This window comes from Streptomyces sp. DF42 (assembly GCF_058267695.1).
In genome coordinates, this window is the sequence record NZ_CM177859.1 from 7,405,478 (window position 1) to 7,419,828 (window position 14,351).

Genomic DNA, 14,351 nt, shown 5'->3' on the forward strand with positions numbered 1-14,351 from the left:
ACCGGGCCTGCTCCAGGTGAGGGAAGTGATCTCGTTGTCCGTCGCCTGGGACGACATCGGCGGATTGGTCGATGCCCACGAACGGTTTCTGGCCGGTGCGCGAGTCGAGGCGGACGTCCGTGGCCCGGTGCTCGAGTCCTGGAAGCGCTGCCGTTCCGTCGGGCTCCAGCCGCACCATCTGCTGCTCCCCTACGAAGCGGGCCTGACCCTGGACGAACGGTTCCAGCGAGCCGCCGACCCGGTCCTGGACAAACTCGCCGCCTCCCTGGCCGACATGGGCACGGCGATCGCGCTGTGCGACGCGCGGGGCCGCATGATCCAGCGTCTCGGCGGCGACCCGGCGCTGCAGAACCGACTCGACCAGGTCAACTTCGCCCCGGGATTCGACGCCTCCGAACCGGTGGCCGGCACCAACGGCGTGGGCACCGCGCTCGCCGCACGCGTCCCCGTCTACGTCGTCGGCCGTGAGCACTTCGCCGACTGCCTGCAACCGTTCGCCTGCGCGGGCTCGCCCGTGCGGGACCCGCTGAGCGGGTGCATCGAGGCCGTCCTCGACCTCACCTGCCTGCGCGATCACGGCGACCCCGCGATGCTGCGACTGGTCCGCACGGCCGCCCGGGACATCGAGGGCAGGCTCCTCGACCAGGCCACGGAACGGGAACGGGCACTCCTGGCCGCCTACCGTCGGGCCGGCCCCGACGCGGGCGGTACGCCACGGTCGCCGGGCCGGCCGGCGCAGGGCCACGGCAGCGGGCACGACGGCGACGGCCTCGGCCGGATCGACCTGGCCCTGCTGCGGGAACGGGCCGAGGAACTCATCGCCTCGCCGGACCGCACCCTCGACGAGGTGCCGCTGTCCGGCGGCCGAGTCGCCACGCTGCTGCGGCGTCAGGTCATGGGCGCGGCGGGGGAGGCCGGCGTCGCGGTGGAGGCGCGCATCCTGGGCGGACCGCGGCTGAGCGGCCTCGGACTGCCGACTTCGCCGCCGGGCACAGGGCCGGTCGCCGCAGCGGGTGCGCCCTCGGCGGTGGGCTCCAGTACCGGGACCGGGCCGAGGGCCGCCGCACCCGTGCCGACCGGATCGGTCCGGGACGCGCCGACGGCGCCCGCCCCGCCGACTCCGCCCCCCATCGTCGTACGAACCATGGTCCCCATGCCTCCCCCTCCACTGGCATCGCACGCCGAAACCGTCGGGGACGTCCTCGACGGGGCCGAGAGCCGGCTGCTGCTCGTCGGTGAGCCCGGTGTCGGGCGGCTGGTCGTACTCGCGCGCAGGCGACTGGAGTTGCTGCACGAGGCGGGCATCCGGATCGGCACCACCCTCGACGTGGCACGCACGGCGGAGGAGCTGGCCGAGGTGACCGTTCCGCGGTTCGCGGACTTCGCCGCCGTCGACCTGCCCGACGCGGTGCTGCGCGGCGAGGAGCCGGAGGCACTCGGCGGGCGGAGTGCGCTGCGCCGGGTCGCCATCCACGCCGTACGCAAGCAGCCCCACCATCTGTACGACGTCGGCGACACCGTCGAGTACGTCCCCTCCACGCCGCAGGCCCGCTGCCTGGAGACCGGGCAGTCCATCATGGAACCCGCCCTGAGCGAGGCGGACGGCTGGCTCGCACAGGACCCGCGACTGACACGGGTGCTCGCGGCGGGCGTCCACTCCCTGATCACCGTGCCGCTGCGGGCGCGCGGCACCACGCTCGGCGTGGTCAGCTTCTACCGCTCCGAGAATCCCGCCCCCTTCGAGGACGACGACCTCTCCCTCGCCCAGGAACTCGTCCTTCGCGCGGCGACCTGCATCGACAACGCCCGCCGCTACACCCGCGAGCACAACACCGCACTCGCCCTGCAGCGCAGCCTGCTGCCGAAGGGCCGTCCCGAGCAGAGCGCCGTCGAGGTCGCCTACCGCTATCTGCCCGCGCAGGCCGGCGTCGGCGGCGACTGGTTCGACGTCATCCCGCTGTCCGGCGCCCGGGTGGCGCTGGTCGTCGGCGACGTCGTCGGGCACGGCCTGCACGCCGCCGCGACCATGGGCCGGCTGCGCACCGCCGTACACAACTTCTGTGCCCTCGACCTGCCCCCGGACGACCTCCTCGCCCACCTCGACGACCTGGTCGGGCGCCTCGACCGGGGTGAGGGCTGGGAGGTGGAGAGCGCCCAGGCCGACTCCGGCATAGTCGGAGCGACCTGCCTCTACGCCGTCTACGATCCGGTGTCCCGGCGCTGCTCCCTCACCCGCGCCGGGCACCCCCTGCCCGCGGTCGTCGCGCCGGACGGCACCGTCGAGTTCGTCGACCTGCCCGCCGGTCAGCCCCTGGGCCTGGGCGGCATGCCCTTCGAGACCGTCGAGCTGGAACTGGCCGAGGGCAGCCAACTGGTGCTCTACACCGACGGGTTGGTCGAGGACCGGCTGCGCGACATCGACTCCGGCCTGGACCGGCTCCGTACCGTCCTGGCCGTCGCCGGCCGGGCCCCTGAGGACACCTGCGAGGCGGTGCTCGACGCGCTGCTGCCGTCCCGGCCGAGCGACGACGTGGCCCTGCTCGTCGCCCGCACCCATGTCCTCGGCCCGGACCGGGTCGCCCAGTGGGACCTGCCCAGCGATCCGGCGGTCGTCTCCCGCGCCCGCACCGCGGTCACCGGGCAGCTGCACGCCTGGAAGCTCGACGACCTCGCCTTCACCACCGAACTGGTCGCCAGCGAACTCGTCACCAACGCCATCCGCCACGCCACCGGACCCGTGCAACTGCGCCTGATGCGGGACCGCGCCCTCATCTGCGAGGTCTCCGACGGCAGCAGCACCTCGCCCCGCCTGCGCCGCGCCCGCACGGAGGACGAGGGCGGTCGTGGCCTGTTCCTGGTCGCCCAGCTCACGGAGCGCTGGGGCACGCGGTACACGCCCTACGGCAAGGTCATCTGGGCGGAACAGCCGCTGCCGTGACGCTCCGCCCAAAGCAGGGTGATGAATCCGCGGGCCGGTGGGGGCTGGTCGCGCCCACGCGGCGGAGCCGCATGTCGCTACGGCCCCGCGCCCCTTTGGGGCGCCGCTCGGTCACCAGCCCGTCAGCAGCAGGTGGTTGACGAGGAGGGCAAGGGCTGCCTGTGCTGCCAGCCAGCCGCGCGCCCCCGTCAGAAAGGCGCAGCTGGGCAGCAGCCACATCGCGAACGGCAGCCAGATGCGCTCCGTCTCCGCCTTGCTCATGCCGGACACGTCGGCGACGAGAAGGGCGAGCAGCGCGGCGGCCACGAGGACGGCGAGGCGGAGGGCGGGCGCCGGGGCGCGACGCGTGAGAGCCACCCCCGTGCGGCGCAGTCCCGCGGCCGTCGCCGGGCCGACGATGAACACCGTGCAGGCAAGGTTCGCCCACACCCAGTAGCCGTACGGCCGCACCCCGCCCGCCCCCTGGCGGTAGCGGGTGACGAGCAGCCGGTACGCCTCCCACCAGTCGAAGCCCAGCGTGGTGAACACGACCGGCACGACGGCGAGCCCGGCGAGCAGGAAGGGGAGCGGGCGGGCGCGCCGGGAACCCAGGAGGAGGACCGCGGCGGCGATCAGGGCGAAGAGGGTGAGGCCGTAGGAGAGGTAGGCGGTCAGGCCGAGGAGGAGGCCCGAGGCGAGCGCCGTGCGGCGGGGCCGGCGGCCCGTCACCGCCAGGGCGAGGAAAGCGACCGACCAGGCGGCGACCGCCGCGAAGTAGCCGTCGGCGGAGGTCCCCACCCACACCGCCGCCGGGGCCAGGACGAGGAAGGGGGCCGCGCGCCGGGCGAGCCTCTCGTCGGCGAGTGCCCGTACGGCGATGAGGACCGCGGCCGTCGCGGTCGTGCCGACCGTGATGACGAAGGCGCCCGCCCAGCCACCGCCGCCCAGCCCGGCCCTGTCGAGGAGGACGAAGGTGAGGGTGGCACCCGGGGGATGGCCGGCTACGTGCGCGGGCCAGTTGGCGGGGGAGTCGATCAGGATGTGCTGGTTGAAGTCCCGCAGGGCGGCGGCGATGTCGTGGAAGCGGTCGACGACGGGGAGGTACTCGCTCCTGGTCGTCAGCTGCTCGGCGATGCCCCGGTACCAGCCGTCGACCAGGGCGAGGGACCACGTCCAGGCCGCCGCCGCCCCCCAGGTGGCGAGGAGCAGCGGGCGCCAGGACAGACGGGCCGCGACGGCGGGGCCGTACGCGACCACGGCGGCCGCGACGGCGAGCGCGGCCGGGGTGCCGGGACCGACGTGCGGCTCCCAGGTCGCCAGCAGCGGGGGCCAGGCGACCCGCAGTGTGCCGTCGCGGTGCTCGATGCCGGAGCCGACGACTACGGCCGTCGCGACGAGCAGGGCGGCGGCGACGGCCGCGTACAGGTCACGAAGGGTCTCGCGCAGAGGCGTGCATTGGGGCTCGCAAAGGGGCTCGCGGAGGGGCTCACTGGTCACGCCGAAACGCTAGGCGGGGCAGGCTGCCCCGGACGGCTGACATGCGCGGACGTCAGAGTTTCGTCATGGTTCGCAGACCCGTTCGCGGGGCGGTCCGGACTTACCGTCGGAGCATGCGACGGCCCCCTTTCTCGTCCCCCTTCTCGCCCTCCTTCTGGCGCAGCCCGCTGCGTGGCCCCTGGTTCACGTCGGTGCTCGGCATCGTCCTGCTCGGTGGGATCACCGTGCTGTTCGTGACGGGACTGCTGTCGTACGCCGCCTACAACCCGGACCTGTCGCCGGTGAACGACAAGACCCCGGACAAGGGCGTCCTCGGCTTCTACCTGTTCTCCTGGCCGACCGACCCGCACTGGCTGTACCGGCTCACCCAGGGCACCCATGTCACCCTCGGGATCACGTTGATCCCCGTCCTGCTGGCCAAGCTGTGGTCGGTCGTGCCCAAGCTGTTCACGTTGCCGCCCGCCCGTTCCCTCGCCCACGCCCTGGAGCGGATCTCACTGCTGCTGCTGGTCGGCGGCGGCCTGTTCGAGTTCGTCACCGGCGTGCTGAACGTCCAGCTCGACTACGTCTTCCCCGGCTCCTTCTACCCGCTGCACTTCTACGGCGCCTGGGTCTTCTTCGCCGCGTTCCTCGCGCACGCCGTGCTGAAGATGCCGACGGCTTGGCGCAACGTGCGTCAACTGCACGAGGAACGGAGCGAGTTGGTCTCCCCGGACCCCGACCCGCCCACCGTCTCCCGGCGGGGCGCCCTCGGGCTGGTCGGGGGCGGCTCGCTGCTGCTGTTGGCCACGACGGCCGGGCAGGACTTCGACGGGCTGCGCCGGACCGCCGTGCTGGCCCCGCACGGCGGCGCCGATCCCGGCAGCGGCCCCGGCGGCTTCCAGATCAACAAGACCGCCGCATACGCCGGCATCACCGCCGCCGACAGGAGCGAGGAGGCCTGGCGCCTGGTGGTGACGGGACGCTCCGGAACCGTCCGGCTCAGCCGCGCCGAACTTCTCCGACTCCCCTTGCACAGCTCGGCGTTGCCCATCGCCTGCGTCGAGGGGTGGTCGACCTCCGACCAGTGGTGGCGCGGCGTACGGCTGCGGGACCTCGCGGCCCTCGTCGGCCACGACGGGGACCCGCCCGACGTGTTCGTGGAGTCGCTGCAACGGCACGGCGCCTTCCGCCGGGCCGCCCTGCGCGCCAACCAGGTCGCCGACCCGCTCTCCCTGCTCGCCCTGTTCGTCAACGGCGAGGACCTGACGCCCGACCACGGTCACCCCGCGCGGATCATCGTGCCCGCGGCACCCGGCGTGCTCAACACCAAGTGGGTGGCCGCACTGACCTTCGGAGACCTGTGATGAGGCGCCCCGGCTTCCTGCCACCTGTCGGCAGCCCGCTCCAACTACTGCTGCTCGCCTGCTCGTTCGCGCTCGCCGGATACGCGGGAGTGCGACTGCTCGCGGGGGACTGGTTCGAGGTGGCCCTGTGGTTCGTGGGGGCGGCGCTGATCCACGACCTGGTGCTGCTGCCGCTGTACGCGGCGGCGGACCGCGCACTGGTGAAGGCGGCCGGCCCGCGGCGCAGGTGGGTGGGGTACGTCCGCGTGCCGGCCGCGCTGTCGCTGCTGCTCCTCCTGGTCTGGTTCCCGCTGATCAGCGGGCAGGTGACGACGCGCTACGTGTCCGCGACGGGCCTGCCCGCCGACGGGTTCCTCGCCCGTTGGCTGTTGGTGTCGGCTGTGCTTTTCGGTGGTTCGGCGCTGTTGTTGGTGGTGCGGTTGCGTAGGGCGACGAAGCAGCGGCCGCCGGTGGTCCACTGATCGACGGCGCGCCGGCCCGCGCGGTGTGTGTGCCGCGGCGGGGCGGGCGTGCTGGGCCTGGTCCGGGTGACGGCGTGCTAGGTGTCCGTGACGGGTCTGCCCGCCGATGGTTTCCTCGCCCGTTGGCTGTTGGTGTCGGCTGTGCTTTTCGGTGGTTCGGCGCTGTTGTTGGTGGTGCGGTTGCGTAGGGCGACGAAGCAGCGGCCGCCGGTGGTCCACTGATCGACGGCGCGCCGGCCCGCGCGGTGTGTGTGCCGCGGCGGGGCGGGCGTGCTGGGCCTGGTCCGGGTGACGGCGTGCTAGGTGTCCGTGACGGGTCTGCCCGCCGATGGTTTCCTCGCCCGTTGGCTGTTGGTGTCGGCTGTGCTTTTCGGTGGTTCGGCGCTGTTGTTGGTGGTGCGGTTGCGTAGGGCGACGAAGCAGCGGCCGCCGGTGGTCCACTGATCGACGGCGCGCCGGCCCGCGCGGTGTGTGTGCCGCGGCGGGGCGGGCGTGCTGGGCCTGGTCCGGGTGACGGCGTGCTAGGTGTCCGTGGCGGGTCTGCCCGCCGATGGTTTCCTCGCCCGTTGGCTGTTGGTGTCGGCTGTGCTTTTCGGTGGTTCGGCGCTGTTGTTGGTGGTGCGGTTGCGTAGGGCGACGAAGCAGCGGCCGCCGGTGGTCCACTGATCGACGGCGCGCCAGCCCGCACGGCGCGCGTGCCGCAACAGGGCGGGCGTGCCGAGCCTGGCCCAGGGGAAGGGGCTGCCGACGGCCCCTCGCGCATCGGTGACACGCACCCGGACCCGCTCGTCGATGTCCGGCCCGGGAACCGTCTCCACGATCAACAGGCCGCCGGAGGACAGGAGTTGGGCCATCCTGGCGAGCAGGGCGCGCGGGTCGCCGCCGATGCCGAGGTTGCCGTCGAGCAGGAGCGCGGTGCCCCAGCGGCCCTCGGCGGGCAGCGCCTCGAAGACGGAGCGCCGCAGTGCCTGCCCGCCCAGCCCGATCGTGCGCGCGACGGCCTCCTCACTCACGTCGATGCCGAGCACCGGCCAACCGCGCGCGCCGAGTGCCGCGACCAGGCGGCCCGGCCCGCAGCCGACGTCCAGCACCGCGCCCTCGCAGCGCCGTACCACTTCCAGGTCCACCGCGTCGGCCTCGGAGCACCAACGCTCGACCTCCAGGAGCAGCAACCACCCGTCGGCGCGCCGCAGGAACAGCGGGCCCCGGCCGGTGCGCAGGGCATGGGCGTAGGGGTCCGCGGACCAGGTGCCGTCGTCGGTGAGGGTGTCGGCGCCGACGGATGTGAAGGTGCCGGCGCCCGGCTGCCGGCCGATCAACGTCGTCACCTCCGACGCACCACGCCTCGCGCCGCTCACCGGGCCGCCGTCGTGAGCTGTGCCAGGGTCGCTGCGAAGCGTCCTGACGGTGCGGCACCGGCGACGAGTTCGGCGTCCTGTGCGGTGTCCACGTCGCGCAGGCAGGGCAGGTCCCGTACCCGCAGGCCCGCGAGGCGGGCCCGTTGGACGGCGCCCGTGTGGGGCGTGGACATCGGGACGCCGAGCAGGAGCGAAGGGTCGGGCTCGGCCAGCCCGAGAGCCCAGAAGCCGCCGTCCTGCGCGGGGCCGAACCAGGCGTCGCAGTCGGCGAAGTCGACGGTGAGGAGGTCGGGAGTCACCTGCGGGGTGTCCATGCCGATGAGGAGGGACGGGCCGACGCAGCTCGCGAAGGCGGCGGCCAGCCGTTCGTCGAGCCCGCCCGGGCACTGCCGTACGACCTCGAAGCCGGACGGCAGCCAGGGGCCCGGAGCGCCCTCAAGGACCAGCACACGGCGGTGTGCGGGGGTCCGCGCCACGACGTCCAGGGTGTCCGCGAGAGCCGCCTCGGCGAGCGCGGCCGCCTCTCGCGGGCTGAACGGCGGTGTCAGCCGGGTCTTCACCCTCCCGGGCACGGGCTCCTTCGCGATGACCAGGAGCGTGGTCATGGGCGGGCTCCTTCCCGCACCGGCAGATCCACGGGCGGCTCGGCCAGCACCCGGCTCATGTCCCGCACCGCCTGCCACGTCCCGCGCCAGGTGCCGGTCACCTTGGAGGCGCCCGCGCGCGGCCGGTACGGCACGTCGTACTCGGCGATGCGCCAGCCCGCGTCGGCCGCGCGGACGACCATTTGCAGGGGATAGCCGCTGCGCCGGTCCGAGAGGCCGAGGGCGAGCAGGGGCTCGCGGCGGGCGGCGCGCAGGGGGCCGAGGTCGCGCAGGCGCAGGCCGGAGCGGCGGCGCAGGAGGCGGGTCACGGCGAGGTTGCCGGCGCGGGCGTGCGGCGGCCAGGCACCGCGGGACCGCGGGCGGCGGCGGCCGAGCACCAGGTCCGCCTCACCGGCGGCGATCCGGCGCACGAAGGGCACCAGGTCGGCCGGGTCGAGCGAGGCGTCGCAGTCGCAGAAGCAGACGATGTCCGCCGTGGCCGCGGTCAGGCCGGCATGGCAGGCGGCACCGAAGCCGCGCCGCTCCTCGTGCACCACGCTCGCGCCGAGGGCGCGGGCGATGTCCGCCGAGCCGTCGGTGGAGCCGTTGTCCACGACGAGCGCGCGCCAGCCGGCCGGGATGCGTGCCAGCACCCGGGGGAGGGCCTCGGCCTCGTCGAGACAGGGGAGCACGACGTCCACGGACGCCGCGACCGGTTCCCGCACCTCGGATACGTCTTCGTCAGATTCGTCGGAAGGGGTCGTCACGGCTCTCACCCTACGAGCGCGAAATGGGCAAACCGGACACTGGCTTCTTACGAAACACGGACGTCAGGGGCCGACGGCGGCGCTCGCGCGTGCGCGGTGCGAGGCTTGCTCCATGGACCATCAGCAGTACGGACAGACCGGGGCCCGGGTGCTCGTCGTCGACGACGACCCCACCGTCGCCGAGGTCGTCACCGGATACCTCGACCGGGCCGGATACGTCGTCGACCGGGCGGGTGACGGGCCCGAGGCGCTCGCCCGGGCCGCGGCGCACTGGCCGGACCTCGTCGTCCTGGACCTGATGCTGCCCGGCATGGACGGCCTGGAGGTGTGCCGGCGGATACGGGGACGCGGGCCCGTGCCGGTCATCATGCTCACCGCGCGCGGCGACGAGGACGACCGCATCCTCGGCCTGGAGGTCGGCGCCGACGACTACGTCACCAAGCCGTTCAGCCCGCGCGAACTGGTCCTGCGCGTCGAGTCCGTACTACGCCGCACCCGCCCGGCCCAGCCGGCGAAGGTCCTCGGCGTCGCCGGCCTCTCGGTGGATCCGACGGCCCGCCGCGCCCTCAAAGGGGGATCCGAACTCGCGCTCACCATCCGGGAGTTCGACCTCCTCGCCTTCTTCCTGCGCCATCCCGGCCGTGTCTTCAGCCGCGAGGACCTGATGCGCGAGGTGTGGGGCTGGGACTTCGGCGACCTGTCGACCGTCACCGTCCATGTGCGCCGGCTGCGGGGCAAGGTCGAGGACGACCCGGGCAGACCCCGTCTCATCCAGACCGTGTGGGGCGTCGGCTACCGCTTCGACGGCTCCGAAGGCGGCTCCGGCGGCGGCTCGGAACACGGCTTCGAAGGCGGCTCCGAACACGGCTCCCGAGCGGAGGCGTGACGGCCATGCGCGACAACGTCCTCATCGCCCTGTTCGCCTTCCTCGGCGCCGCCGCGGCCGGGCTGCTCGGCGCCGGTGTGCTGCTGCTGATCCGGCGCCGCTCGCTCGCCCTGCACCTCGGCGTGGTCGCCGCCGTCGCCGTCTGCGCGATGCTCGCGGGCACCCTCGCGGTCGCGCAGGCCATGTTCCTGTCCGGGCACGACCTGAAGGTCGTCACGACCGTCGTCGCGATGGCCGCCGTGGTCTCCCTGGCCACCGCGCTGCTCCTGGGCCGCTGGGTCACCGCCCGCAGCCGTGCCCTCACCCTCGCCGCCCGCTCCTTCGGCGAGGGCGGCGACTTCACCTCACCCGACGGCCCCGCGACCGCCGAACTCTCCGCCCTGAGCCGCGAGTTGGAGGCCACCAGTGCCAAACTCGCCGAGTCCAGGCAGCGCGAACGCGCCCTGGAGGCCTCCCGCCGTGAGCTCGTCGCCTGGATCTCCCACGACCTGCGCACTCCGCTGGCCGGCCTGCGCGCGATGTCGGAGGCCCTGGAGGACGGCGTCGCCGCCGACCCCGACCGCTACCTCAGGCAGATCCGCACGGAGGTGGAGCGCCTCAACGGCATGGTCGGCGACCTCTTCGAGCTCTCCCGTATCCACGCGGGAACGCTGGCGCTGAGCCCGAGCCGGATCTCCCTGTACGACCTCGTCGGCGACGCGCTGGCGGGCGCCGACCCGCTGGCGCGCGAGAACGGCGTACGGCTGGTCGGCTACCGGGTCGAGCCGTTGCCGGTGGAGGTGGACGGCAAGGAGATGAGCCGGGTGCTGGGCAATCTGCTGGTCAACGCGATCCGGCGGACCCCGGCGGACGGCACGGTCGCGGTGGCCGCCGAGCGCTCGCCCGAAGGTGTCGTGGTGTCCGTCACGGACGGCTGCGGAGGCATTCCGGAGGAGGATCTGCCTCGCGTCTTCGATACCGGTTGGCGGGGTACACATGCCCGAACTCCGCCTGCTGGGGCGGGACTTGGCCTCGCCATCGTCCGCGGCATCGTGGAGGCCCACCAGGGCACGGCCACGGTGCGCAACGTTCCCGGGGGGTGTCGTTTCGAGGTGGTGCTGCCCGCTGCCGCTTCGTGAATGCGGGCAGCACCACCGGTCAGGTGGGGGCCTACGCCCCTCGCATGCCGGCCTGCGCGAACTCCCGCATGCCCGCGTCGAAGCCCACCTCCGGCTTCCACCCGAGCTCCGCCCGCAGCCGCGCCGAGTCCGCCGTGATGTGCCGCACGTCGCCCAGGCGGTACTCGCCGGTGACGACCGGTTCCGGACCGCCGTACGCCGCCGCCAGCGCGTGGGCCATCTCGCCGACCGTGTGCGGCTCGCCGCTGCCGGTGTTGTACGTGGTGAGCTCGCCCTCGCGCGAACTCGCCTCCAGCGCCGCCACGTTGGCCGCCGCCACGTCCCGTACATGCACGAAGTCCCGCCGCTGGCGCCCGTCCTCGAAAACCCGCGGGGACTCGCCGCGGGCCAGCGCCGAGCGGAAGAAGGAGGCGACGCCGGCGTACGGGGTGTCGCGGGGCATGCCCGGCCCGTACACGTTGTGATAGCGCAGCGAGACGGCGAAGCCGTCCGTGGCGCGGGCCCACGCCGCCGCCAGGTGCTCCTGGGCGAGCTTGGTCGACGCGTACACGTTGCGCGGGTCGACCGGGGCGTCCTCCGCGACCAGGCCGGGGGACAGGTCCGCGCCGCACACGGGGCACAGCGGTTCGAACCGGCCCGCGTCAAGGTCGGCCACGGCCCGCGGCCCCGGCCGTACGACCCCGTGCCGGGCGCAGCTGTAGCGGCCCTCCCCGTACACCACCATGGACCCGGCCAGCACGAGCCGCCTCACGCCGGCCCCGGCCATGGCGGTGAGCAGCACGGCGGTGCCGAGGTCGTTGCGCGACACGTACTCCGCCGCGTCCGCGAAGCCCGCGCCCAGGCCGACCATCGCCGCCTGGTGGCACACGGCGTCCACACCGGACAGCGCGCCGCGGACGGAGACGGGGTCGCGTACGTCCGATGCCGGATCGGCGCGGACGTCGTAGACGACGGGCTCGTGCCCGCGGGCCGCCAGTGCCGTCACGATCTGGGACCCGATGAACCCGGCACCGCCGGTGACCAGTACACGCATGCGTTCACGCTAGGGCCGGGAACCGGCGGAACGAGACAGCGCGCCCGGCACGTCACCGGTCCGTAAGACCTTCCCGGCAGCCCGCAGGCGTCGTCAGCTCTCCCGGGCCCCGCCCCGCAGCGGCAGCGTCACCGTGAACACCGTCGATCCCGGCTCACTGCTCAGCTCGATCGTGCCGCCGTGGGCGCCGATCAGGGAGCCGGCGACCGCGAGGCCGAGGCCGCTGCCGCCGCGGTCGCGGCTGCGGGTCTTGTCGACGCGGTAGAAGCGGTCGAAGACCCGTTCCCGGTCGGCGGGCGGGATGCCGGGCCCGGCGTCCTCGACGCGCACCACGGCCGTGTCCCGCTCCAGCGCGACCGTCATCGACACCCGCGTTCCGGCCGGAGTGTGCACGGCCGCGTTGGTGAGCAGGTTGTCCAGGACCTGCCGGACGCGATGCGGGTCCACGCGGAGTTCCAGCGCGGCCGGGGCGGACGTCACCGTCAGCGGGCGGTCCGGATGGCTCGCCCGGAACGCGGCGGCCGCTTCGCCGACCAGCTCCACCAGATCCGCGTCCTGCACCCGCAGCGGGGCCTCCACCTCCGCCGCGTCCAGCCGGGCGAGCAGCAGCAGGTCGTCCAGGAGCACGCCCATCCGGGCGGCCTCGGCGCGCAACCGGGCCAGGTGCCTGTCGCGTTCCTCGGGGGCGTTGGCGGCGGCGTACTGGAAGAGGTCCGCGTAGCCCCGTACGGACATCAGGGGTGTACGGAGTTCGTGCGAGGCGTCCGCCACGAACCGCCGCAGCCGCTGCTCGGCCTGCGCGCGCACGGCGAGGGAGTCGTCGATGTGCTCCAGCATCGTGTTGAACGCCATGCGCAGCTCCTCGATCTCCGGGCCGCCGCCCCGCTTGTCGGCGCGCAGCGGCAGCCGGGCCGCCGACTCGGTCAGGTTGTGCGAGGTGATGCCGTGGGCGGTGGACGCCATGTCGCTCAGCGGGTTCAGGCCCCGGCGCAGCAGCCGCCGGCCGAACACCACCAGCGCCAGCAGCGCGAGCCCGAAGGCGATCACCTGCACCGTGATCAGCCGGCGTACCGTGTCGTCGATGTCGATCATCGGCGCCCCGCTGACCAGCACCACACCGGGCTTGACCTCGCAGGCGCGCAGCCGGTAGTTGCCGTCGCCGGTGAGGTTCGCGGTACGCACGATCTCGGTGTCCGCGGACGCCTGCGCCCTGGCCAGGGACGTCAGGGGAGCGATGTCCTTCGGGAGGTCGCTGCTGTCCTCGGGCTTGCGGAGCACGGCGGCGCCGCCCGACACGTCGTACACGGCGTAGTACCAGCCCCAGTACTTCTTGCCCTGGAGAGTGCCGGTCTCCGCGACGTTCTTGGACTGGGCGACCTGGGCGAGCCCCAGCTGGTCGTCGAGCTGGTGCGACAGATAGTCGCGCATATAGGTCGTCAGAGCCGTGCCGACGACCGCGAACACCCCCAGGGCGAGCACTCCGAGACCCAGCGCCAGCCGGGTGCCGAGGCGCAGCCGCCGGTACGACCGCAGGAGCCGGCCGGTCACTCGGCGGCCTGCCGGACGACGTACCCGAAGCCCCGTACCGTCTGGATCAGCGGCTCGCCCGTGTCGTCGAGCTTGCGGCGCAGCCGGCTGACGACCAGCTCGACGACGTTCGAGCGGCCCCCGAAGCCGTACTCCCACACATGGTCGAGGATCTGCGCCTTGGTCATCACGGTCGGCGACTTGCGCATCAGGAAGCGCAGCACCTCGTACTCGGTGGGGGTGAGCGTGAGCAGCTTGTCGCCGCGCCGCACCTCGCGGGTGTCCTCGTCCATCGTCAGGTCCGCCACCCGCAGCACCGACCGCTGGAAGGACGGCCCGGCGCTGCGCCGCAGCACCGTCCGCAGCCGCGCCATCAGCTCCTCCACCGCGAACGGCTTGACGAGGTAGTCGTCGCCGCCCCGGGTCAGCCCCGCCACCCGGTCGGCGACGCCGTCCCGCGCGGTCAGGAACACCACCGGCACCATCGTCCCGGAGCGCCGCAGCCGGTCGAGCACGCCGAAGCCGTCCAGGTCGGGCAGCATCAGGTCGAGCACCACGATGTCCGGGTTGAACTCACCGGCCAGCCTGAGCGCCTCCTCACCGGAGTTCGCGGTGGCCGCGTGCCAGCCCTCGTAGCGGGCGACGGTCGCGACGAGATCGGCGATGGGCGGGTCGTCGTCCACGACGAGGAGTCGTACTTTTTCCACCCGCTCATAGTGCGTCACGCGGCCGGCGCGGCCGGGCCGGGGGCTCACAGCGGGCCACATCGATAAGGACTTGTAAGTAGTCCGACAGGTTCTCGACAGCTCCCGCCCGCCAAGCTCAGGTTACCCAGGACCCGATCAAGGAGCTGCCGT

12 protein-coding genes are annotated in these 14,351 nt (G+C 73.5%); 5 read left to right on the forward strand and 7 right to left on the reverse strand.

Annotated elements, in window-relative coordinates; all coding sequences use genetic code 11:
- Positions 1 to 25 precede the first annotated feature (25 nt).
- Positions 26 to 2,938, forward strand: coding sequence for a SpoIIE family protein phosphatase (locus ACYUED_RS33980; protein ID WP_491288423.1), 2,913 nt, complete (start codon positions 26 to 28; stop codon positions 2,936 to 2,938).
- A 111-nt stretch (positions 2,939 to 3,049) separates the two neighbouring features.
- Here the strand turns inward: ACYUED_RS33980 and ACYUED_RS33985 are convergent, their stop codons facing one another.
- On the reverse strand, positions 3,050 to 4,363 hold the full coding sequence (locus ACYUED_RS33985) for a hypothetical protein (protein ID WP_491294552.1): 1,314 nt from the start codon (positions 4,361 to 4,363) through the stop codon (positions 3,050 to 3,052).
- A 164-nt stretch (positions 4,364 to 4,527) separates the two neighbouring features.
- On the opposite strand from ACYUED_RS33985, the gene ACYUED_RS33990 reads away from it, so the two are divergent.
- The gene (locus tag ACYUED_RS33990) at positions 4,528 to 5,760 is read left to right on the forward strand and encodes a molybdopterin-dependent oxidoreductase (RefSeq protein WP_491288424.1); all 1,233 of its coding nucleotides are present in this window, start codon (positions 4,528 to 4,530) and stop codon (positions 5,758 to 5,760) included.
- Positions 5,760 to 6,221 (forward strand): hypothetical protein, encoded by a 462-nt coding sequence (locus tag ACYUED_RS33995; protein WP_491288425.1) that lies wholly within the window; start codon positions 5,760 to 5,762, stop codon positions 6,219 to 6,221. Before ACYUED_RS33990 ends, ACYUED_RS33995 begins: the two co-directional genes overlap by 1 nt.
- 521 nt (positions 6,222 to 6,742) lie before the next feature.
- On the opposite strand, the gene ACYUED_RS34000 is transcribed toward ACYUED_RS33995, so the two are convergent.
- The 3 genes from ACYUED_RS34000 to ACYUED_RS34010 all read right to left on the reverse strand — a co-directional run bounded on the left by ACYUED_RS34000 (position 6,743) and on the right by ACYUED_RS34010 (position 8,864).
- Positions 6,743 to 7,441, reverse strand: a complete 699-nt coding sequence (locus tag ACYUED_RS34000; RefSeq protein ID WP_491294554.1) for a class I SAM-dependent methyltransferase — start codon at positions 7,439 to 7,441, stop codon at positions 6,743 to 6,745.
- Positions 7,442 to 7,575: 134 nt separating this feature from the next.
- A complete protein-coding gene (locus tag ACYUED_RS34005) occupies positions 7,576 to 8,184 on the reverse strand; it encodes a TIGR04282 family arsenosugar biosynthesis glycosyltransferase (protein ID WP_491288426.1) in 609 nt (202 codons plus the stop codon).
- On the reverse strand, positions 8,181 to 8,864 hold the full coding sequence (locus tag ACYUED_RS34010) for a glycosyltransferase family 2 protein (protein ID WP_491294556.1): 684 nt from the start codon (positions 8,862 to 8,864) through the stop codon (positions 8,181 to 8,183). Before ACYUED_RS34010 ends, ACYUED_RS34005 begins: the two co-directional genes overlap by 4 nt.
- Positions 8,865 to 9,042: 178 nt before the next feature.
- On the opposite strand from ACYUED_RS34010, the gene ACYUED_RS34015 reads away from it, so the two are divergent.
- Together ACYUED_RS34015 and ACYUED_RS34020 are read left to right on the forward strand one after the other, a co-directional pair.
- Positions 9,043 to 9,816 (forward strand): response regulator, encoded by a 774-nt coding sequence (locus ACYUED_RS34015; protein ID WP_491288427.1) that lies wholly within the window; start codon positions 9,043 to 9,045, stop codon positions 9,814 to 9,816.
- A gap of 5 nt (positions 9,817 to 9,821) precedes the next feature.
- Positions 9,822 to 10,934: a sensor histidine kinase gene (locus tag ACYUED_RS34020; protein WP_491288428.1), complete on the forward strand. Its 1,113-nt coding sequence runs from the start codon at positions 9,822 to 9,824 to the stop codon at positions 10,932 to 10,934.
- A gap of 31 nt (positions 10,935 to 10,965) precedes the next feature.
- Here ACYUED_RS34020 and ACYUED_RS34025 read toward each other — a convergent pair whose 3' ends face one another.
- From ACYUED_RS34025 to ACYUED_RS34035, 3 genes are all read right to left on the reverse strand, one after another.
- Entirely contained in the window at positions 10,966 to 11,967 is a 1,002-nt protein-coding gene (locus ACYUED_RS34025) for an NAD-dependent epimerase/dehydratase family protein (RefSeq protein WP_491288429.1), read from the reverse strand.
- Between the two features lie 93 nt (positions 11,968 to 12,060).
- Positions 12,061 to 13,515, reverse strand: coding sequence for a sensor histidine kinase (locus ACYUED_RS34030; RefSeq protein ID WP_491288430.1), 1,455 nt, complete (start codon positions 13,513 to 13,515; stop codon positions 12,061 to 12,063).
- The gene (locus ACYUED_RS34035) at positions 13,512 to 14,201 is read right to left on the reverse strand and encodes a response regulator transcription factor (protein WP_491288431.1); all 690 of its coding nucleotides are present in this window, start codon (positions 14,199 to 14,201) and stop codon (positions 13,512 to 13,514) included. Before ACYUED_RS34035 ends, ACYUED_RS34030 begins: the two co-directional genes overlap by 4 nt.
- Positions 14,202 to 14,351: the final 150 nt, after the last annotated feature.